10 protein-coding genes are annotated in these 21,368 nt (G+C 68.0%); all 10 read right to left on the bottom strand.

Translation table 11 applies throughout. From position 1 onward, the window contains the following. Positions 1 to 104: 104 nt before the first annotated feature. The 10 genes from plsB to INQ42_RS11900 all read right to left on the bottom strand — a co-directional run bounded on the left by plsB (position 105) and on the right by INQ42_RS11900 (position 21,320). Entirely contained in the window at positions 105 to 2,840 is a 2,736-nt protein-coding gene (plsB, locus tag INQ42_RS11995) for a glycerol-3-phosphate 1-O-acyltransferase PlsB (RefSeq protein WP_194034466.1), read from the bottom strand. 29 nt (positions 2,841 to 2,869) lie between these two features. Continuing rightward, entirely contained in the window at positions 2,870 to 3,808 is a 939-nt protein-coding gene (locus tag INQ42_RS11990; protein WP_194034465.1) for a hypothetical protein, read from the bottom strand. Between the two features lie 111 nt (positions 3,809 to 3,919). Further along, a complete protein-coding gene (locus INQ42_RS11985) occupies positions 3,920 to 4,825 on the bottom strand; it encodes a 5'-nucleotidase, lipoprotein e(P4) family (RefSeq protein ID WP_194034464.1) in 906 nt (301 codons plus the stop codon). Between the two features lie 119 nt (positions 4,826 to 4,944). After that, the gene (locus INQ42_RS11980) at positions 4,945 to 6,801 is read right to left on the bottom strand and encodes a S8 family peptidase (protein ID WP_194034463.1); all 1,857 of its coding nucleotides are present in this window, start codon (positions 6,799 to 6,801) and stop codon (positions 4,945 to 4,947) included. Positions 6,802 to 6,949: 148 nt separating this feature from the next. Next, positions 6,950 to 14,878, bottom strand: coding sequence for a cell surface protein (locus tag INQ42_RS12960; protein ID WP_282435695.1), 7,929 nt, complete (start codon positions 14,876 to 14,878; stop codon positions 6,950 to 6,952). A 573-nt stretch (positions 14,879 to 15,451) separates the two neighbouring features. Continuing rightward, a complete protein-coding gene (gene metK, locus INQ42_RS11920; RefSeq protein WP_194034462.1) occupies positions 15,452 to 16,687 on the bottom strand; it encodes a methionine adenosyltransferase in 1,236 nt (411 codons plus the stop codon). A gap of 121 nt (positions 16,688 to 16,808) precedes the next feature. Continuing rightward, positions 16,809 to 17,807 carry a tRNA dihydrouridine synthase DusB gene (gene dusB, locus INQ42_RS11915; RefSeq protein WP_194034461.1) on the bottom strand — a complete coding sequence of 333 codons (999 nt, stop codon included), beginning with the start codon at positions 17,805 to 17,807 and terminating at the stop codon, positions 16,809 to 16,811. Between the two features lie 44 nt (positions 17,808 to 17,851). Beyond that, a complete protein-coding gene (locus tag INQ42_RS11910; protein WP_194034460.1) occupies positions 17,852 to 18,820 on the bottom strand; it encodes a ribokinase in 969 nt (322 codons plus the stop codon). 10 nt (positions 18,821 to 18,830) lie between these two features. Beyond that, positions 18,831 to 20,102 (bottom strand): nucleoside permease, encoded by a 1,272-nt coding sequence (locus INQ42_RS11905; protein WP_194034459.1) that lies wholly within the window; start codon positions 20,100 to 20,102, stop codon positions 18,831 to 18,833. 84 nt (positions 20,103 to 20,186) lie between these two features. Next, complete coding sequence (locus tag INQ42_RS11900; RefSeq protein ID WP_194034458.1) at positions 20,187 to 21,320, bottom strand: GGDEF domain-containing protein; 1,134 nt, start codon at positions 21,318 to 21,320, stop codon at positions 20,187 to 20,189. Positions 21,321 to 21,368 lie beyond the last annotated feature (48 nt).

The raw sequence follows: 21,368 nt of genomic DNA, 5'->3' as shown, positions 1-21,368 counted from the left end.
CAACGACTGCTTCCGGCGTTCGGTTCGCGACTGTGCCGATCGCCACGTTTCATCCTAGCCCTGGGCGCGTCCGCCGGCAAAGCAGGTCGGCGGAAGTGCCGCACTCATTCGACGGCGCCGGCATCCTCTCCCGTGCGTGCTGCTTCAGGGCTCACCTTCTCGATGCTGTGGCGCAGTTCCCGGCCCAGGATGAAGCGTGCATCGCGCGCCCAGGCTTCCAGCGGCAGCTCGAACACGAGCTTGGCGTTCTCGTCCAGCCGGACCAGGCCCAGCTCACGCAGTTTCTGGATGAAGCCGCGGAACAGGGTCTTGTCGAAGAATTCCGGAGCCGCCGGCGCATACAGCAGGCTCAGCCGCTGCGCGGCCAGTTGGCAAAGGCTCTCCAGCTGGCCGGTGGACAGGGTGCCGCTGCCGTTCTTCACCAGCACCGAGATGGTGATGTAGTAGCGCTCGAAGGCCTGCTGCAGCGAATGGCCGATGGCGCGCAGGCGGAACACCTCGTCGGTCTGGCCGGCGTTGCGGGCCAGGATGCCGCCTTCCTCGTCGTTGACGCGCTCCAGCAGGCCTTCGCGCACGAACACATCGATGGTGCGGGTCAGGCGCTGGACGAACTCCTCCTCGCTCCATGGCAGGAACAGCTCGGTTTGCAGGAACGGGTAAACGCTGCGACCCAGTCGCAGGACGCTTTCCTGCGCCATCCGCCGGTTGTTCTGGAAACAGCAGGCGATCCACGAGGTCGCGGTGAACAGATGCACCACGTTGTTGCGGAAATAGCTCAGCAGGACCGCCTGGTCGCCGGCCACCAGCAACACGTCGCCCAGGGGATGCGCGGTGCGGGTCAGCACGCCGATGTCCTCGCCGTGGGCGATGATCTGGGCAGGCGTGTGCGGGGTCACGGTGACGCGGTCGGAGTAGGGCAGTTCGGCCAGCAGCGTCTTTGACAGGGCGATCTGGGCGAGCAGGTCGCCTTCGCCCATCGCGTGCTTGGGCGTGGAAAGCAGCGCGAGTGCCAGCAGGTTGATCGGGTTGACGTCGGCGGCGCGATTGACGTTGACCTGGATGCGCTGGGCCAGCGAGTCGACGGCGCCCGACAGCCAGGCCGGCTTCTCGTCGTCGCGCAGCGATTTGCCGTCCCATTCCGGTGCGTGCTCGGCCAGCACCTCATCGAGCTTGATCGGCTCGCCGAAGTTGACCACCACCTGGCCGTAGTTGGAGCGCAGCACCTTCGGAATGCCGCCCAGCAACTGCCAGACGGACTCGCCTTTTTTCGGCTTCCCCGACAGCTCGTCCAGATAGCTGTTGCCTTCCATCAGCTTCTCGTAGCCGATGTAGACGGGCTGGAAGAGGACCGGGCGGGTGGGCTGGCGCAGGAACGCGCGCACCGTCATCGACACCATTCCGCCCTTGGGCGGCAGCAGGCGGCCGGTGCGTGAGCGACCGCCCTCGACGAAATACTCGATGGAGTACCCGCCCGATACCAGCTTGGCGACGTACTCGCTGAGCACGGTGGAGTACAGCGCGCTGCCGCGGATGCTGCGGCGGATGAAGAAGGCGCCGCCCTTGCGCAACAGCGTGCCGATGACCGGCAGGTTAAGGTTGATGCCGGCGACGATATGCGGCGGCACGATGCCGCGGGTGTAGAGCAGGTAGCTCAACAGCAGGTAATCCATGTGGCTGCGGTGGCAGGGCACATAGATCACTTCATGGCCGGGCGCGACCTGCTTGAGCGTGTCCAGATGGTGGACCAGCACGCCGCGGTAGATCCGGTTCCACACCGGGGTCAGCAGGAAGCTGGCCGAACGCACCACCGGGTGGGAGTAGTCCGCGGCGATTTCATAGGCGTAGCCATGTGCCTTCTTCCACGCCTCGGCGGGCGTGGAATTGTCGCGCCGCGCCTGGTCGGCAATCGCATCCTTGACCGAGTCGGTCGCCAATACCTTGTCCACCAGCAGGCGGCGGGTCGACAGGTCCGGCCCGATCACCGCGGCGCGGATGCGGCGGAAATGGGTTCGCAGCACACGTGAAAGCTTGCGCACGGTGCGTTCGGCCGGCAGGTCCTCGGCGATGATCCCGCGCAGGCTGATGGGCGGGGCGAACCGCACGGTGGTGCTGCGGCCATTGAGAAGGATCGCCAGGAAACGGCGGAAGCGCCCCACCAGCGCCCAGTTTTCTGAGAACAGCACCGAGAACCAGCCACTGGTCTTGTCCGGGGCGCGGCCGACGAAGATCGACACGGGTACCAGTTGCACATCCAGCGCAGGGTCGTCGCGATGCGCGTCAAGCAGGCGTGCCAGCGAGGTGGAGTGGCTCTTGGAGGTGGGTTGCTGCGGGCTGAGAGGATGCTGCAGCGGTCCCAGCGCGCTGGCGTTGCGCCGCGACAGGGCGACGTAGGCGCGCTTTCGACCCAGCGGGTCGCCGGGCAATGGTTGCAGCGGCGAGGGCAGGCCCTGGCTGCGGCAGGCCTGGTCCAGGATCAGGGCGTTGGACATGCCGTAGTGCTCGATGACGTAGCACACGGGCTTCTCGCCCAGTTCCGGCGCATGGCTGAGCGGGTTCGCCGGCTCGACCGTGAGGGAAATCCACGGCGACAGCAGCCCTCCCAGCAGGCGCGCCCACCAGGGCCGGCGGCTGACGGCGCGTGGCACGGCAGGCGCGGGCGCGTCCCCGGCGTCCACCGACACGGAATCGCCACCCAGGGTTGCGCCCGGTTCGAACGCGCTGGTGGCCTCGCCGGGAGCTTGGTCGCCGGACCCGTCGCTGCGGGTCATCGCCGCGTCGTCGGGAGCCGGTTGATCCTCCGGAGAGAAGGGCAGGGGGGGCTGGTTTGGCATCTGCGCCATTATGCCGGTTCGCTGGCCGCGGCCGCGTTTCAGTGCGGCAGCGACTTGGACAGGGCCTCGCGCCCTGCCGGTGTCGCTGCCGGAGACGGGGCCACAGCCTGTGCCTCGGCGTGGCGAAGCAGGTTGCTCAAGTACCAGCGCCCATCGCGGCGCTCAAGGAGGATTTGCGCGTCCACCGCTTCCCCAGCCAGGGTGTAATCTAGGCGGACCTTCGCGGTGTCACCGGTTTGTTCGATCAGGCGGGCCTGGGCGCCGTCCAGGGTGGCATCGATATCCAGGCCATACGGATCCAGGACGACCTTCAGCCGGGACAGGAATGGGCCCAGGCGGGTCAGGCTGCGTTGCATGCCGGCCTGGCGCAGCGCGCCGGGCTGCCCAAGTCCCGTCAGGCGCGCGGCAGCGACCAGCTGCGGCACGGCGACTTTCGCCAGTGACGGATCGGCAAGCGGGGCATTTTTTCCCCAGTTGCTGAGCGCGACGATCAACTGCACGTAGTGTTCGCGCTCAACGTCGCTGTAGCTGCTGCTGCGCTGTACGTACTGCGCGGCGAACAATCCCAGCGTCGACGCCGCAGTGCGCAGTTCGCGGTCGGCACCAGAGAACTGGCGTCGGAAGGCGGCCAGCAGGGTCTTCTCAGCCTCGGGTTCGGCCAGGGTAGTGATGAAACCAGGCAGTTGCTCGCTCAGGGGCAGTTCCGACAGCGGCCAGGTCGTGCGGCCTTCCGACCATGCCATTGCAACCTCCTGGTGGAGCGTGGGCGGCAGCGCGTGTTCGGCGTAAGCCACCAGGTCGTTGTCGCGCAGGTCCTTGACGAGTTGATTGACCGCTGCCACGGGCGTGTCGCCGGTGGGCGCGACGGATGCTCGTTCCGGATTGCGGTTGCAGCCGCTGGCAATGATGGCGGCGGCGAGTACGATCGCCGCCGTATAGTGCGCGGGCGCGAAAACACTGCGTCGAATCAGGGTCATGTGTTGCGGCTCCCCAGTCGCAATCGGCCATCTTGGGTGTGCGTGGCGTCGGCGACAAGCCAAGCCAGTCGCGGAATGGCTGATTGAGCTGCTGCGGCGAGCGACGCTGGATCAGTCGCTCGCATCCAGTGCACGTTGTTTGGCCGCACGTTGCACAGCGGGGGGCAGGCTCCAATCGTTGTCGAACAGAGCCGGTTGCCAGTCGCCGTAACTGGGGTTGGCCAGCATCCACCAGCGCTCGCCGAACCAGCTGCCATGCCGTTTCATGAGCGCGGCACGGTTCTCGGCGGTGTTGGGACGCGGCTGGACGAAGTCGCCGAGTTGGTCACCAAACTGCATCAGAACCCGGTACTTGCGGCTCACCCACTGGCGACGGCAATGCTTCTCGCTGCCCGAGGCCTGCTGGCAGCCCTCGACCGGCATGCCCTTGCCCAGGTACACCGACTCGTCGGCCACCGGGAAGCCAAGCGCGCGCAGGTTGGCCAGGCTGGCCGCGCGCTGGTCGAGGGTGCGGTTGGAAAGGTAGATCACGGTGATGCCGCGTGCATCCGCGGCCTGGGCGAACTCCACGGATCCGGGTACCGGGCGCGCGCTCTGCTCGGCGACCCATTGCGCCCAGGTCGCGTCGTCGTAGGCGAGCCCGGAGCGGATCAGCCGGACCTGGTAGGGCGAGTTGTCCAGTACCGTCTCGTCGATGTCGACCACCACCGCCGGCTCAAGGCCGATGGCGGGAACGACGCGGTCTTCCGGCACCAGCGCATCCCACTGCGGATCGGCCAGGGCGGAATCCAGCTGCGCGAGTGCGGCGCGGTAGGTCTGGATCGAATTGGCCCGGTATTCGGCCGAGGTCTGCATCCAGGTGACGGCGTGCAGGTTGTCATCGGCGGCCGGCGTCGTGATGGCCGCACTGCCGGTGGATCCCGGAGTTTTTCCGACCGGTACGGTGGCGATGTGCTGGCAGCCGGAGAGCAGCAACAGCGCACCCAGGACGGGGAATGCAGGCAGGTGGCGGCGCATGGAACAGGCTCCCCATCGGTGAAGGTCATGGAAGTGTAGCCGAGCACGCGTGCCGGCTTTCCGGGCACAAAAAACCCCGGCCGGAGCCGGGGTCCTGTTCTACATGTGGCGCTTGCGGATCAGTTCGCGCGCGCCTGGATGGTCATGCCGTTGTAGCTGCCCGTCACGAGGATGTAATACGTGGTGGCTTGCGGGTTGCGCACGCGCACGGTCTCGTTGTTGCCCGGACGCGTCGACTTGTAGTCATACGCGTCTGCCGAAGGTGCTTCGTCGGCGCTGACATAGACACTGGCGTTGCCGGTGCCGCCGTAGGTCATCAGGTTGAACAGGTTGGTGCCCGCGGGAACTTCGAAGCTGAAGAGCGTCTCCGTGCCCGAGGTACCCGACAGGTTGCCAACCGGAACCATGTTGGTCAGCTCGATCGCGTCAGGTGCGCACTCTTCGACGTCGGGGTCACACGGGACCTCCATCGCCTTGGCCAGTGCGGCCGGGGCGTCCAGCAACCCGCTGCCGATCGGCTTGTCGGGCGTGGCCGGGAACGCACGTGCGCTCTGGACCAGGATCGCTTCGAGCTCCGCCGGGGTCTTGGGCGCCCCACCAGCGGCTACGACCGCGCTCTGCACCAGTGCGGCAACGCCGGCCACGTGCGGCGACGCCATCGAGGTGCCTGCCATGCCCATGTAGCTGGGCTCGCCTTCCTCCGGTGAAGTATCGGAGTTGTTGGCTGCCTGCCACACATAGCCGTTTGGGTTGCCGTCCGCGCCGCCACCGCCGCCCGGGGCGGTCAGGTCGATCTTGGCGCCGAAGTTGGAGTAGGAAGCGCGGCCACCGGTGATCCGGCCGGCGGCGACGGAAATCACGCTGTCGCAGCTGGCAGGACTGAAGTTGGCCACTTCCGAGTTGCTGTTGCCCGCGGCAACCACGACGGTGGTGCCCAGGGCGACGGCCTGGTTGATCGCGGTCTGGCTGATCGATTTGCACGAGCCCGATCCGCCCAGGCTCATGTTGATGATCTCGGCCGGATTGGGGTTGGTCGGGACGCCGGGCACTTCGCCACCGGCCGCCCAGACAATGGCGTCGGCGATATCGGAGGTGTAGCCGCCGCAGCGACCCAGGGCGCGGATCGGAAGGACCTTGGCGTTGTGGGCGATACCCGCCATGCCAACGCCGTTGTTGGTCAGCTCGGCCACCGTGCCGGCGACGTGCGTGCCGTGGAAAGAGCTCCCACTCACCTGGCACTGGGCAGCATCGTCGTTCCAGTCGCCGTAGTCATGCGCACCGGGCGCACGATCGTCGGTTCCACGACGGGATACGAACGCGTCCGTGATGAAGTCGTAGCCAAACAGCATGTTCGCGTCCATGTCGGGATGCTCGACGATGCCGGTATCGATCACCGCGACGACCACGCCCTCGCCAGTGGAGACGTCCCAGGCCGACGGCGCGCGGATGCCGCCCGCATTGTCCTGCAGGTGCCAGTTGTACTGCGCGTAATACGGGTCATTGGGAGTCAGCTGCGGCTGCACGTCGGTCTTGATGCGCGCCGTGCCGGTGTGCTGCATCAGCTCGTCGATCTCCACCGAGACGACAGCCGGATCGGCCTTCAGTTCGCGCACCAGGGTGTTGAGTTCGGCCACACCCAGCTTGCGGTCCAGACGGATCAGGTCGGCGCCGACGGCGAGCTTGCGCATCAGCATCGCCGAGGGCGCCTTGCTGCCGGTGCGCGCCGAAGCGGTCGTCATGGAACGGCTGCGCGCGGCGGCATTGTTAACGGTGCGCAGCTTGACGGATTTGGGGGCCGCGGCGTCGCGGTAGGTGACGATCAATCGCGCGCCCGGAGCGGCGGCGGGGGCGGCACTGGGGGCCTCACGGGTCTCCAGCTTGGTCGGACTGGCGGCCATCGCTGCGGGGGCGGCGAGGGTGACGGCAACCGCGGTGGCGAGCAGGCTGATGCGGAACGATGGGTTCTTGCGAGTCATCTGGTTCTTCCTGGTTGTGGTGTTTGTCAGGTGTTGCACGAAGCGGTGCTTGGAACAGTTGCAGGATCAGGAGCAAAGATTTGAAACACGAGCGGCAATCACAAAATCAGAGGTTGGCGTCGCGGGCCGGAACCCGCGACGCCACCGCTTACCAGCCGAAACCGACACCGGCGCCGACAGAGGTGTCGTCACCGCTCATCGCACCGCCAAAGGTGACCGTGGCGCGGTCAGACAGGGCCCGCTGGTAACCCAGCGACAGGGCGGCCTGGCCCCCCTGCACGCCCACGCCCACGCCCACCCGGTTCTGGGTGCGCACGCCGGCGGCGCTGGTGGCCATGTTCAGCATCGCCGCGCTCATCGCGCCCATCTGGTCGAAGCGCTTGTCGACCTCGTAGAAGCGATCGTTCACTTCACCGCGGAGCATGTTGAAGTCGTCCGTGATGACGGTCATGCGCTGGTCGGTGTACGCCTTGGCCGAGTTCAGCGCGTTGGTCGTGCTGGTGTCGGTGTAGTTGTACGACGCGTTCAGCGTCTGCGTGGCGGTGGTGTCGGTGTAGCTGCGCGATGCATCCAGCGTCGCAGCACTGGCGGCCTGCATCTGGCCGACATTGGCGGCATCGTTGGCCTGGGTGCCCGCAGCGACGTTCGTGACCCGGCGCTGATTGGTGGCCGAGCCTACCGAGACCGTGTTGGCTTCGTCGGCGACCGATTCCTGGCCGAGGGCAACCGCGCCCTGCGCCGTCACCGAGGCTCGCTGGCCCAGGGCCGCGCCGCCACTCGCGGTGACATCCGTATCCGCACCGATGGCCACCGCATTGCTCGCGGCGGCATCCACGTTGCTGTTGTTGCCCAGCGCGGTGCTGTTGGCAGCGCCGACGATCGCGTGGTTGCCGATCGCCGTGTCGTTCTCGTCGACGGCGATGCTGCCCTCGCCGACCGCCAGGCCGCCGGACTTGCCCTGACCTACGCCGACAGGATCAGTCGGTAGGCCGTGCGAGTTCCCATCGGCAACCCCGTTACCGCTGGGGCCCTGCGGGCCTTGCGGACCCTGCGGGCCAGTCGGACCGGTGGGCCCGGTGGGACCCGTCGGTCCGGTCGGCCCCTGGGGACCCTGTGGGCCGGTGTCGCCGACGATGCTGTCACCCTTGGGACCCTGCGGACCGGTGGGTCCAGTGGGACCCGACGGCCCCGTCGCGCCGTCCGCACCCTGCGGTCCCGTCGGCCCGGTCGGGCCCATCGGGCCCTGTGGGCCTGCCGGCCCCTGCGGTCCGGTGAAGTTGTCAACGCTGTTTTGCAGCGAGGTCAAGCGGCCATCCACGGCGGAGAAGGCATCGCCCACGTTGCCGTAGGTAGTGCCCTGGATCATATAGCTGGGTGCGCTGAACACGCCGCCGGAGAACCCGGCGCCGCCGCCCAAGGCGCTGGCCATGGCTCCCATCTGCGCCATGTTGGCCGCGTCGGTGTCCATGCTGCCAGCGGCGACATTCGTGATCTGCCGCTCGTTGCCGCTGCTGCCAACCGAGACCGTATCGGCACGGTCCGCGTAGGAGCCGGCGCCCAGCGCGACACTGCCGTCGGCTTCGGCAAGGCTGTCGGAACCCAGTGCAGTGGCGTCCTCACCCTCGGCCTCGGCGGCACTGCCGAGCGCGGTGCTGTTGTAGCCGGTGGCGGCGGACAAAGCGCCCACCGCGGTGGTGAAGTCGCCACTGGCTTCGGCGAATGCTCCGACCGCTGCGGATGCCAGTCCACTCGCGATGGATTCCGCACCGACTGCCGTGGCGACGTCGCCGCTGGCCTCGGCAAGGAAGCCCGCTGCTACCGACTCAACGCCGCTGGCGTAGGATTCCGCACCCAAGGCGGTTGCAGCGTCGCCGCTGGCTGCGCTGTAGAAGCCCGAGGCGGTGGATTCAACGCCCGATGCCTCGCTCAGTGCGCCGGTTGCCACACTGCCATCGCCGTTGGCGACGGAACCCGCTCCCGTTGCCGTGGCGAGGTAGCCTGACGCTTCGCTTTCCGAGCCGGTCGCGGTTGCGAGCTCGCCGGACGCGCTGCTGTAGGCGCCGGTTGCCGTGGCAGCTTCGCCCGCCGCGGCACTGCCGGCACCGTAGGCGCTGGCTCCGTCGGTTGCGGCAACGGCGTTGAAGCCGCTCGCAGTGGCTTGATCACCCAGCGCGGTGGCGCCGGAGCCCATCGCGCTGGCACCTTCGCCGATCGCAGTGCTGCTGGCGCCCAGTGCGACCGTGTAGTCACCCTCGGCCAGGGCATCACTGCCGGCAGCGACCGCATCTTCGCCATCGACGACGGCCTCGCCTTCACCGCTAGCCTTGAACAGGCGACTGGTTTCGTCGGCAACACCGGCGATGGCATTGAGCTGGTCCAGGTTCACCGCATCGTTGTCCTCGGTACCGGCAGCGACGTTGGTGATCTGGCGCTCGTTGCCCACATCGCCCACCGAGACGGAGTTCTCCCGGTCGGCGTACGAGTCGGCACCCAGGGCGACGCTGTTGTCGGCGGTGGCCATCGCCGCGTTGCCCAGTGCCGTGGTGCTGTAGCCCGGTGCCCAGGCGCCGCCGCCGACGGCAGTGGAGTAATCACCCGATGCCTCGGAGGCAAGGATTCCGAACAGGGCCCCACCCACGGCGACACTGTTGGTGCCGCTGGCGATGCTGGCGCTGCCCACCGCGGTGCTGTCGGCACCGCTGGCGGATGCCGTGGCGCCCACCGCAGTCGCGTAGTCGCTGCTGGCCTCTGCGCCGTAGCCGAGGGCGGAGGACAGGAAGCCGGAGGCGCTGGAGTAGCCACCCATGACGCTGCTGCCGTCGCCGCTGGCCTCGCTGCGGAAGCCGTTGGCGGTGGCCTGGGTGCCCGATGCGACCGCTTCGGTGCCGCTGGCGGTGGCGTAGGCACCCGATGCGTCGGCGCCTGCGCCCAGCGCCGTGGCGCCGGTCTCGGACGCGTTGGCACCGGCACCGATCGCGGTGCTGTCGTCCGCCGTAGCGACGGTGTTGGTGTAGACGGGGTTGCCGTCGCCATCCAGGACCGGATTGCCGTCGTCATCCAGCATCGCGCGGCGTCCGCCGACCGCCACGCTGGAGGTGCCGTTGGCTTGGCTGTGGCTGCCGCTGGCGATGCTGTCGTCGCCAGTCGCCGTCGCGCTGTAGCCGCTGGCGGTGGCGTAATCGCCGGATGCGAATGCGCCGCTGCCGAACGCGGAAGACCCTTCGCCGAACGCGCTGCTGCTGGAGCCAACCGCGGTGGCGTAGTCGGCGCCGGCGTAGGCATCGCTGCCTGCCGCGACCGCGTCCTCCCCATCCACGATCGCTTCACCGTCACCGCTGGCCTTGAACAGGCGGTTGGTCTCGTCGGCGACACCGGCCACCTCGTTGAGCTGGTCCAGGTTCACCGCATCGGTGCCCTCGGTACCGGCGGCGACGTTGGTGATCTGGCGCTCGCCGCCGACCTCACCCACGGACACGCTGTTTTCGCGATCGGCCACCGAACCGGCACCGAGCGCGACGCTGTTGGCTGCATCGGCGTAGGCGCCGTAGCCCAGCGCGGTGGAGTCGTCTTCCGCGGCCCAGGATGCGGCGCCCACGGCGGTGGAGCCGGCGCCATCGGCGCTGCTCATCCAGCCCAGCGAGGTGCTCTCATCGCCGCTGGCCCATGCGCCGTTACCGAACGCGGCGCTGCCGTCGCCGGTGGCTTCGGTGGCGAAGAACCCGTAAGCGGTACCGCCCACGGCGGTGCTTTCCAGGCCGGAAGCATCGGCCGATTCACCGACGGCAGTGCTGCTCGCGCCCGCGGCCGCAGCGCCCACGCCCACAGCGGTGGCGTAGTCACCGGAAGCATCGGTGCCGTAACCAATTGCCGAGGACAGGAAGCCCGAGGCGCTGGAGTAGCCACCGATCGCGCTGCTGCCGTCACCGCTGGCCTCGCTGCGGAAGCCGTTGGCGGTCGCCTGGCCGCCGGAGGCGACCGCTTCGGTGCCGCTGGCGGTGGCGTAGGCACCCGATGCGTCGGCGCCTGCGCCCAGCGCCGTGGCGCCGGTCTCGGACGCGTTGGCACCTGCACCGATCGCGGTGCTGTCGTCGGCCGATGCCACGGTGTTGGTGTAGAGGGGATTCCCATCGCCATCGAGCACCGGGTTGCCATCGTCATCCATCACCGCGCGGCGTCCGCCGACCGCCACGCTGGAGTTGCCGGTGGCTTGGCTGCTGCTGCCGCTGGCGATGCTGTCCGTGCCGCTCGCGGTTGCGTTGTAGCCGCTGGCGGTGGCGTAGTCACCAGATGCAAATGCGCCGCTGCCGAACGCAGAGGCACCCTCGCCAAAGGCGCTGCTGCTGGAGCCGACCGCGGTGGCGTAGTCGGCGCCGGCGTAGGCGTCACTGCCCGCCGCCACCGCGTCCTCGCCGTCAACGGTCGCTTCAAGCTCACCGCTGGCCTTGAAGTACTTGTTGGTTTCCGTGGCGACTCCGGCGATGGCGTTGAGCTGGCCCAGGTTCACCGCATCGTTGTCCTCGGTACCGGCAGCGACGTTGGTGATCTGGCGCTCGTTGCCTACATCGCCCACCGAGACGGAGTTCTCCCGGTCGGCGTACGAGTCGGCGCCCAGGGCGACGCTGTTGTCGGCGGTGGCCATCGCCGCGTTGCCCAGCGCCGTGCTGCTGTAGCCCGGTGCCCAGGCGCCGCCGCCGACGGCAGTGGAGTAATCACCCGAGGCCTCGGAAGCAAGGATTCCAAACAGGGCCCCACCGACGGCGACACTGTTGGTGCCGCTGGCGATGCTGGCGCTGCCCACCGCGGTGCTGTCGGCACCGCTGGCGGATGCCGTGGCGCCCACCGCAGTCGCGTAGTCGCTGCTGGCCTCTGCGCCGTAGCCGAGGGCGGAGGACAGGAAGCCGGAGGCGCTGGAGTAGCCACCCATGACGCTGCTGCCGTCGCCGCTGGCCTCGCTGCGGAAGCCGTTGGCGGTGGCCTGGGTGCCCGATGCGACCGCTTCGGTGCCGCTGGCGGTGGCGTAGGCACCCGATGCGTCGGCGCCTGCGCCCAGCGCCGTGGCGCCGGTCTCGGACGCGTTGGCACCGGCACCGATCGCGGTGCTGTCGTCCGCCGTAGCGACGGTGTTGGTGTAGACGGGGTTGCCGTCGCCATCCAGGACCGGATTGCCGTCGTCATCCAGCATCGCGCGGCGTCCGCCGACCGCCACGCTGGAGGTGCCGTTGGCTTGGCTGTGGCTGCCGCTGGCGATGCTGTCGTCGCCAGTCGCCGTCGCGCTGTAGCCGCTGGCGGTGGCGTAATCGCCGGATGCGAATGCGCCGCTGCCGAACGCGGAAGACCCTTCGCCGAACGCGCTGCTGCTGGAGCCAACCGCGGTGGCGTAGTCGGCGCCGGCGTAGGCATCGCTGCCTGCCGCGACCGCGTCCTCCCCATCCACGATCGCTTCACCGTCACCGCTGGCCTTGAACAGGCGGTTGGTCTCGTCGGCGACACCGGCCACCTCGTTGAGCTGGTCCAGGTTCACCGCATCGGTGCCCTCGGTACCGGCGGCGACGTTGGTGATCTGGCGCTCGCCGCCGACCTCACCCACGGACACGCTGTTTTCGCGATCGGCCACCGAACCGGCACCGAGCGCGACGCTGTTGGCTGCATCGGCGTAGGCGCCGTAGCCCAGCGCGGTGGAGTCGTCTTCCGCGGCCCAGGATGCGGCGCCCACGGCGGTGGAGCCGGCGCCATCGGCGCTGCTCATCCAGCCCAGCGAGGTGCTCTCATCGCCGCTGGCCCATGCGCCGTTACCGAACGCGGCGCTGCCGTCGCCGGTGGCTTCGGTGGCGAAGAACCCGTAAGCGGTACCGCCCACGGCGGTGCTTTCCAGGCCGGAAGCATCGGCCGATTCACCGACGGCAGTGCTGCTCGCGCCCGCGGCCGCAGCGCCCACGCCCACAGCGGTGGCGTAGTCACCGGAAGCATCGGTGCCGTAACCAATTGCCGAGGACAGGAAGCCCGAGGCGCTGGAGTAGCCACCGATCGCGCTGCTGCCGTCACCGCTGGCCTCGCTGCGGAAGCCGTTGGCGGTCGCCTGGCCGCCGGAGGCGACCGCTTCGGTGCCGCTGGCGGTGGCGTAGGCACCGGAGGCTTCTGCATCCGCGCCCATCGCGGTGCTGCCGACTTCAAGCGCGGCCGCGCCGGAGCCGACGGCGGTGCTGTCCTCGCCAAGTGCCAGCGAGTTGTAGCCCGCGGCAGTGGCACCGTTCGCAATGGCGTTGGCGCCGGCACCGAAGGCGGAAGCGCCATCGCCGATAGCATTGGCGGCTTCGCCGGCGGCGGTGGCGTCATCTCCATCCGCGTAGGAGCCAGCATCGCTGTCGTCGCTGCCGGTCGCCTTGAAGTATTTGTTCGTCTCGTCCGCAACGGCCGCAACCGCGTCGAGCTGGTCCAGGTTCACCGCATCGGTGCCCTCGGTACCGGCGGCGACGTTGGTGATCTGGCGCTCGCCGCCGACCTCACCCACGGACACGCTGTTTTCGCGATCGGCCACCGAACCGGCACCGAGCGCAACGCTGTTGGCTGCATCGGCGTTGGCGCCGTAGCCCAGTGCAGTGGAGTCGTCCTCGGCAGCCCAGGATGCGGCGCCCACGGCGGTGGAGCCGGCGCCATCGGCGCTGCTCATCCAGCCCAATGAGGTGCTCTCATCGCCGCTGGCCCAGGCGCCATTACCAAACGCCGCGCTGCCGTCGCCGGTGGCCTCGGTGGCGAAGAACCCGTAAGCGGTACCGCCCACGGCGGTGCTTTCCAGGCCGGAAGCGTCGGCCGATTCGCCGACGGCTGTGCTGCTCGTCCCGGCTGCGGCGGCGCCGACGCCGACGGCGGTGGCGTAGTCACCCGAAGCGTCGGTGCTGTAACCGATCGCCGAGGAAAGGAAGCCCGTGGCGCTGGAATAGCCGCCGATCGCGCTGCTGCCATCGCCGTCCGCTTCGCTGCGGAAGCCGTTGGCGGTCGCCTGGCCGCCGGAGGCGACCGACTCGGTGCCGCTGGCGGTCGCATAGGCGCCGGAAGCCTGCGCATCCGCGCCCATGGCGGTGCTGCCGACCTCAAGCGCGGCCGCGCCGGAGCCGACGGCGGTGCTGTCGTCACCCGCTGCCTGGCTGCCACTGCCGCTGGCAAGGCTGTCGGTGCCGGTGGCGGTGGCGTTGTAGCCGCTGGCGGTGGCGTAATCCCCGGATGCGAATGCGCCGCTGCCGAAAGCAGAGGCACCTTCACCAAACGCGCTGCTGCTGGCGCCCACGGCAGTGGCGTAGTCGGCGCCGGCATAAGCGTTGCTGCCTGCGGCAACCGCGTCCTCGCCATCCACGATCGCCTCGCTGTCGCCGGTGGCCTTGAAGTGCCGGTCGGTTTCTTCCGCGACCGCAGCCACCGCGTCCAACTGATCCAGGTTCACCGCGTCGGTGCCTTCGATACCAGCGGCGACGTTGGTGATCTGGCGCTCGTTGCCGGCAGATCCGACAGACACGGTATTTGCACGATCCGCCAGGGAGTTGGCTCCCAATGCGACGCTGTTGTCCGCAGTGGCTTCGGCCAGATACCCGACCGCCGTGGATTCATCTCCGCCAGCGTAACTGCCACTGCCGACCGCGCTGCTGCCCGCGCCTTCGGCGTAGGCCGAATCGCCGGTGGCGATCGAGTCGCTGCCACTGGCTTCCGCCGATGCGCCGACTGCCGTGGCGCCCTTTGAACTTGCCGTGGCGTTGGCACCCAGTGCCGTTGCGGAAGCGCGCGATGCACTTGCGTTGTTTCCTACCGCGGTCGCCTCTTTGCCCGTCGCGCTGCTGTAGGCGCCAATGGCCGTGGCGCCCTTGCGGCTGGCGACGCTGCCCTCGCCGCAGGCAAGAGCCTCGGCGCCGTTGGCGACCGAGCCGTTCGCCGGATCGGTGGTCTTGCAGGTTTCCGCGGCCATGACCCCGGCCGAGCTCATCGCCAGGACGGTGGCGAGAGCGACGTAGAGTGGGGCGCGACGGGTAAGTGAGTGTCGGTCGGAGTTGGCGGATGCAACGGCGCTGTTGGGTGTCTTAGAGACGGGCATGGATGATCTTCTCTCGTTGGGGCATCAGGTTCTCGGAGCCCGCGCTCACCGCGGTGGCCCCCCGTAAACTCTGCCTCCCGGATCGCAGGTCGGACGATTGCGTCTGTCCAATCGTCAGTCACACCACACGCCCGATGTCCTTGGTTGGCATCAAGCATGGGATGCGATCAGGAGGCACGTGATCGTTATCCCACTGACCACGTCGGCTATAGCGATAGCATAAAAATGACTGTGTGGTGAACAGCAAAATCGCCGGATTTCGTTCCGTTCCTCCAAGTAAATCGCCGCGACATGCATGGCCAAAGGGCTCCCGCACATTGGTCCGGACACGATGCTGCAGTGCGTCACTATGTGACGTCGACTGTCACTTGCCGCAAAGTGCGCGAAATTGAGATCCCGGTCACTTCCCGCCCCGCTCCTCGCTGCACAGGCGCTGCCGGCAGCGATCCCGGACAGTACGGATACGTCTGGATCGTCAGGCATCGCGGGAGTCTTCGGGTTCATCGGACATAAAAAAACGGACCGCAATGCGGTCCGTTCTGTTTGGAGAGTGCGGGTTGAGTTGGCTGGCTGCTAGTTCAGCTTGCCAGCCTTGCGCAGGTCTTCAGCCCGATCGGTCTTCTCCCAGGAGAACGCCGTCGCCTCGTGCTCGGCCCCATCGGAGTCCCTGTACTTGACCACCTTGGGCTTGCGACCGAAGTGGCCGTAGGCTGTGGTGGACTGGTAGACCGGATGGATGAGGTCGAGCATCTTGACGATGCCGTACGGGCGCAGGTCGAAGTGCTTGCGGATCAGCAGCTCGATCTTGTCGTCGCTGAGCTTGCCAGTACCGAAGGTCGTCACCGAAATCGAGGTCGGCTCGGCCACGCCGATGGCATACGACAACTGCACTTCGCACTTGTCGGCCAGTCCGGCAGCGACGATGTTCTTGGCCACGTAGCGTGCCGCATACGCCGCCGAGCGATCGACCTTGGACGGGTCCTTGCCCGAGAACGCACCGCCGCCGTGACGGGCCATGCCGCCGTAGGTATCGACGATGATCTTGCGCCCGGTCAGGCCGCAGTCGCCCACCGGGCCGCCGATCACGAAGATGCCGGTCGGGTTGATGTGGATCTTGTTCTTGGGCAGCGTGTCCAGCCACTCCTTGGGCAGGACCGGCTTGAGGATATGCTCGCGCACGGCCTCGATAAGATCCTTCTGCTTGATGCCCGGGTCGTGCTGGGTCGAGAGCACCACCGCATCCAGGCCGGCGATCTGGCCCGCATTGTCGTAGCGCAGGGTGACCTGGCTCTTTGCGTCGGGGCGCAGCCAGGGCATCGGGGAGTTGCGCTTCTTGCGCATCTTCGCCTGTTGCTCGACCAGCCGGTGGCTGTAATAGATCGGCGCAGGCATGAACTCGGGCGCCTCGTTGCACGCGTAGCCGAACATCAGGCCCTGGTCGCCGGCACCTTGCTCCTCAGGCTTCTTCAGCTTCTTGTCGTTGCCATCCACCCCCGCGGCGATGTCCAGCGATTGCTTGCCGATCAGGTTGAGGACGCCGCAGGTCGCGCCGTCAAAACCGACTTCCGAGCTGTTATAGCCGATGTCGACGATGACCTTGCGGGTCAGCTCCTCCAGATCGATCCAGGCCGAGGTAGTGATCTCGCCGGCGACAATCGCCACGCCCGTCTTGACCATGGTCTCGCAGGCCACGCGGGCGCGCTTGTCCTGGGTCAGGATCGCATCGAGCACCGCATCGGAAATCTGGTCGGCGACTTTGTCCGGGTGGCCTTCGGAGACCGACTCGGAGGTAAAAAGGTAGCTGGACATCAGGGCTATATCCTTGCATTCGGATAGAGGGATGGGTGCGAATCATACAGGCATCGCCGTAAAGGCGCACCAGCTCCGGGCGCGGGTTTGCCCGCCGTTAATGCCAGTCAAGGTGCACGGCTCACGCGGCTGCACAAAGTTCCGGTGGCACGCCTGCAATCAGCGCATCGAAGTAGCCGCGGGTCAGCCGTAGCTGGAGCTCGGCGCTCTCGGCGCGGTTGACCACGGCGCGGAAGGCCGCGTTTTCCGGGTGATCCTTGGCGTACCAGCCCAGGTGCTTGCGCGCGATGCGCACGCCGGAGCGCTCGCCATAGAAGGCGTGCAGATCGTGCAGATGCTCCAGCAGCACGTCGCGCACCTCGCCCAGGCCCGGCGACGGCAGCAGCTCGCCGGATGCCAGGTAGTGGGCGATCTCGCGCAGGATCCACGGCCGGCCCTGCGCGGCGCGGCCGACCAGCACCGCGTCGCATCCCGTGTAGCGCAGCACCTCCGCGGCCTTGAGCGGCGAGTCGATGTCGCCGTTGGCCATGACCGGGATCGACAGCGCGGCCTTGACCTCGGCAATCGTGTCGTACTCGGCCAGCCCTTTGTATTGCTGGTCGCGGGTGCGCCCGTGCACCGCCAGCGCGGCGATGCCGGCCGACTCGGCGATGCGGGCGATCTCCAGCGCGTTGCGGTGGTTGGCCGCCCAGCCGGTGCGGATCTTCAGGGTCACCGGCACGTCCACCGCGCTGACCACGGCCTCGAGGATCGCCGCCACCAGCGCCGGCTCGCGCATCAGCGCCGAGCCGGCCCACGTGTTGCAGACCTTCTTCGCCGGGCAGCCCATGTTGATGTCGATGATCTGCGCGCCCTGGTCGACGTTGTGGCGCGCCGCGTCGGCCATGACCGCCGGCACGGTGCCGGCGATCTGCACGCTGATCGGCGCCGGCTCACCGGCGTGGTCCATCCGGTGCAGCGACTTGCTGGTCGTCCAGAAACGCGGATCCGAGGTGGTCATCTCCGACACGCACAGCCCCGCGCCCAGCCGCTTGCACAGCACCCGGAACGGCTTGTCGGTGACCCCGGCCATCGGTGCCAGGATCACTTTGGGGTCGATCGTGTAAGCGCCGATCTGCATCGCGCCATTCTACCGCTGCGCCGAAGGTCGGCCTTGCGCCGAAGTCAGTCCGCCGGTGGCGACTGCCGGGGCATGGCCGCCGCTGCGCCGCGCCGTTCGGTGGCGCGGCCTGCGTACGCTGTCGCGAAGGCGACATGGCGCGAAAACGCGCGCGCCGGGAACTGCGCCATCGACGCGACCAGTGCGCCGTTGAACGCATCGCCCGCGCCGGTGGTGTCGATCGCCTTCGCCGGCGAGGCGGCGACGCGGTAATGCGCGTCGTCGTCGCCGCGGCACTGATCCTCCGGGTGGGAGACGAAACAGCCCGCCGCGCCCAGGGTGATGACCACGCTGCCGGCGGGCAGCAGGGCGCGGCAATACCGGTGCAACTGCGCATCATCCAGCGCGGCGACCGCATCGGCGGCAAGTTGCCTACCCTGCTGGCGCTGCAGTTGCGCGCAGAACTCGGTCTCGTTGGGGGTAATGACGTCGCTCAATGCCAGCAGCGCGGCGCTTGGGACAGCGTCCGCCGGCGCCGGGTTAAGCACCGTTGTAGCGCCGGCATCGCGGGCGAGGCGGAATCCGGCTTCCACCGCCGCGGCGGGTGATTCCAGCTGGGCGATCACCACCGCCGCGCCCTCCAGCGCCGTTGACTGCTCCCCGATGAAGTCGGCGTCCAGCGAGGCGTTCGCGCCCGCGCCGATGACAATGGTATTGCGGCCGTGCGCGTCGACGTAGATGCCGGCCGTGCCGGTGGGCGCATCGCTGGCCTGCACGTGCAGCGCGATCTCGTCCGCATCGGCCAGTTCGCGTGCTACCTGGCCGCCCGCGTCGGATCCCAGCGAGCACACGAACGCGGTGGCGGCGCCGGCCCGCGCGCAGGCGGTGGCCTGGTTGAAGCCCTTGCCGCCCGGCCCGGTGTGGTACTCGCCGACCAGCGTCTGGCCGACCTGTGGCAACGCGGGCAGCGCCCACACGTGGTCGATGTTGAACGACCCGATCACCACCACCTGCGCGGGCACGGCCGTGTCCATCGCGGCGTCCTCAGACACCGAGACGGGCGGCAGCGCGCTCGGCCGCCGGGCCGCGGGTGTGCCTGTGCTTGAACAGCGGCACGAACAGCACCGCCAGGGTCAGCGAGTACAAGGCGAACGTCATCCAGATGCCGTGCCAGTTCTTGCTCTGGTCGGGATAGGTGAAGAAGTGCTCGATGATGTAGCCGCTGAGCACGCTGCCCAGCACGGCGCCGAAGCCGTTGGTCATCATCATGAAAAGGCCCTGCGCGCTGGCGCGGATCTTCGGATCGCTCTGGCTCTCCACGAACAGCGAGCCGGAAATGTTGAAGAAGTCGAAGGCCATGCCATAGACGATGCACGACAGCACGATCATCCACAGGCCCGGGCCCGGATCGCCGTAGGCGAACAGCCCGAAGCGCAGGAACCAGGCCAGCATGCTCATCGTCATCACCGCCTTGATCCCGAATCGCTTCAGGAAAAACGGGATGGTCAGGATGAACAGCGCCTCGGAGGCCTGCGAGATCGACATGATGATGGCCGGGTAGCGCACCGCCAGCAGGCCGGAAAAGCGCTCATCGTTGGCGAAGTCGTGCAGGAAGGTGTCGCCGTAGGCGTTGGTCAGCTGCGGCGCCGCGCCCAGCAGCATCGCGAAGACGAAGAACACCGCCATGTTGCGGTCGCGGAACAGGCGGAACGAGGTCAGCCCCAGCACGTCGACCAGGCTGCGCTTCTCACCCTTGCCCAGCTTGGGCGGACACTTGGGCAGGGTGAAGGCGTACAGGCCCAGCACCAGCGACGCACCCGCGGCGACGTAGAACTGCGCGGCCGATTGCTCCAGCTGCAGCAGGCTGACCGTCCACAGCGCGACGATGAAACCGATCGTCCCCCAGACCCGGATCGGCGGGTAGTCGTTGACCACGTCGCGGCCATCCACGATCAGCGCGTTGTAGGCCACCGTGATCGCCAGCGCGATGGTTGGCATATAGAACAGCATGCACAGCAGCATCACCCAGAACATCGTCTGTGGATTGTCCACCTGTGGCAGGTAAAACAGCACCGCCGCGCCGCACAAGTGGAGGATGCCGTACAGGCGCTCGGCGTTGATCCACTTGTCGGCGACGATCCCCATCAGCGAGGGCATGAACAGCGAGGCGATGCCCATGGTCGAGAAGATCGCGCCAAAGCCGGTGCCCGACCAGCCCTTGTTCTGGAACCAGTAGGCACCGATGGTCAGCAGCCACGAGCCCCAGATGAAGAATTGCAGAAAGTTCAGCAGGATCAGTCGGAGTTTCAGGCTCACCGGTTCTCTTCCTCGGGGTGCGCGGCGGCGTCGCGCGGCAATCGGGCAGCGTAGTGGCAATCGGCGACGTAGTGAAGCGCCCGCTCAGTCGTCGCGGACGACCACGCGGTTGCGTCCCTCGCGCTTGGCGATCTTCAGGCGGCGGTCGGCGCGACCCAGCAGATGCGAGGTGTCGCGTCCGTCTTGCGGGCTTGCCGCGATACCCGCGCTCAGCGTCACCCGGATCGGTTCGTCGTTGACCGTGCCCGGATCGAACGGGTGGGCGGCCACCCGCCGCCGCAGCGCCTCCATGCGCTCCCAGGCCGCGCCCACCGGCAGCGGCATCACCACGACCAGCTCCTGGCCGCCGAGGCGGACCAGCCACTCGTCTTCCTCCAGCCCATCCTGGAGGACGCGGGCAAGGTGGCACAGCACGCGGTCACCCATGCGATGGCCAACCTCGGCATTGATCGCCTTGAAGTTGTCCAGGTCGATCAGCGCCAGGCTCAGGCTGAGGCCCTGGTCGTGCGCGGCTTCGAGCAGCCGCGGCATGCGGTGCATCAACCAGGTCCGGTTGGGCAGGCGGGTCAGGCCGTCGATGCCGGACATGTGCACCAGGCGCTGCATGCGATAGACGATGGTGGCCGTGAGCGCGGTGGTGAGGGCCAGCAGGATCAGGCGCTGGATCTGGGTGGCCCGGGTGACCGCGCCGTATTCGGGCGAGACCAACTGCTCCGGTGAGGCGATCGCAAACACGGCCGCGTTGAGCGCGCCGTACTGCAGCAGCGCCAGGAGGCCGGCAAACAGGGTGATGCGGCCGTCGCTGCGCAGCGCGGTCATCAGGATCGCCAGCACGTACAGGCACCAGACCACCATCGAATTGAGCGCTGCCGAGAGATGCTGCGACCCGAGCAAGGCCAGCACCGAGGTGGTGGCCGTGACATCAAAGGCTGCGGTGGCAAACGGCAGCCAGCGGTAGTGCCGGGAGCGGTGGGCGAGAAGCAACCACAACATCGCAAAGACGTTGACGACGATGGCGGCACCGAAGCCGATCAGGCTCTCGCCCTTCTCGCCGCCAGCCAGTGTGTTGGCCAGCGGCAGCAGCAGGAGGGAAGCGGTCAATACCAGCCGCAGACGCGCGACCAGCAACTCACCCGACGCGCCGGCGGCGAGCATGATCTCGTCCGGCCGCGAAAGCACCGTGCCCACCATCGCGCCGATACTGCGGTTGCCATCCATCGCGCTTCCCCCGGCCTGAAGGGTGAGGATAGCGCGCGCCGCGTCGTG

It is taken from the genome of Lysobacter avium (assembly GCF_015209745.1).
Taxonomy (GTDB): domain Bacteria; phylum Pseudomonadota; class Gammaproteobacteria; order Xanthomonadales; family Xanthomonadaceae; genus Novilysobacter; species Novilysobacter avium.
Note: the sequence above shows the minus strand (reverse complement) of the source record. Positions and strands in the feature narration are given on the sequence as shown.

Excerpts from the sequence above, each read along its gene's own strand:
- INQ42_RS12960 (WP_282435695.1), bottom strand. The coding sequence starts at position 14,878 with ATGCCCGTCTCTAAGACACCCAACAGCGCCGTTGCATCCGCCAACTCC.
- INQ42_RS11985 (WP_194034464.1), bottom strand. The coding sequence starts at position 4,825 with ATGCGCCGCCACCTGCCTGCATTCCCCGTCCTGGGTGCGCTGTTGCTG.
- metK (WP_194034462.1), bottom strand. The coding sequence starts at position 16,687 with ATGTCCAGCTACCTTTTTACCTCCGAGTCGGTCTCCGAAGGCCACCCG.
- INQ42_RS11990 (WP_194034465.1), bottom strand. The coding sequence starts at position 3,808 with ATGACCCTGATTCGACGCAGTGTTTTCGCGCCCGCGCACTATACGGCG.
- INQ42_RS11980 (WP_194034463.1), bottom strand. The coding sequence starts at position 6,801 with ATGACTCGCAAGAACCCATCGTTCCGCATCAGCCTGCTCGCCACCGCG.
- INQ42_RS11900 (WP_194034458.1), bottom strand. The coding sequence starts at position 21,320 with ATGGATGGCAACCGCAGTATCGGCGCGATGGTGGGCACGGTGCTTTCG.
- dusB (WP_194034461.1), bottom strand. The coding sequence starts at position 17,807 with ATGCAGATCGGCGCTTACACGATCGACCCCAAAGTGATCCTGGCACCG.
- plsB (WP_194034466.1), bottom strand. The coding sequence starts at position 2,840 with ATGGCGCAGATGCCAAACCAGCCCCCCCTGCCCTTCTCTCCGGAGGAT.
- INQ42_RS11910 (WP_194034460.1), bottom strand. The coding sequence starts at position 18,820 with ATGGACACGGCCGTGCCCGCGCAGGTGGTGGTGATCGGGTCGTTCAAC.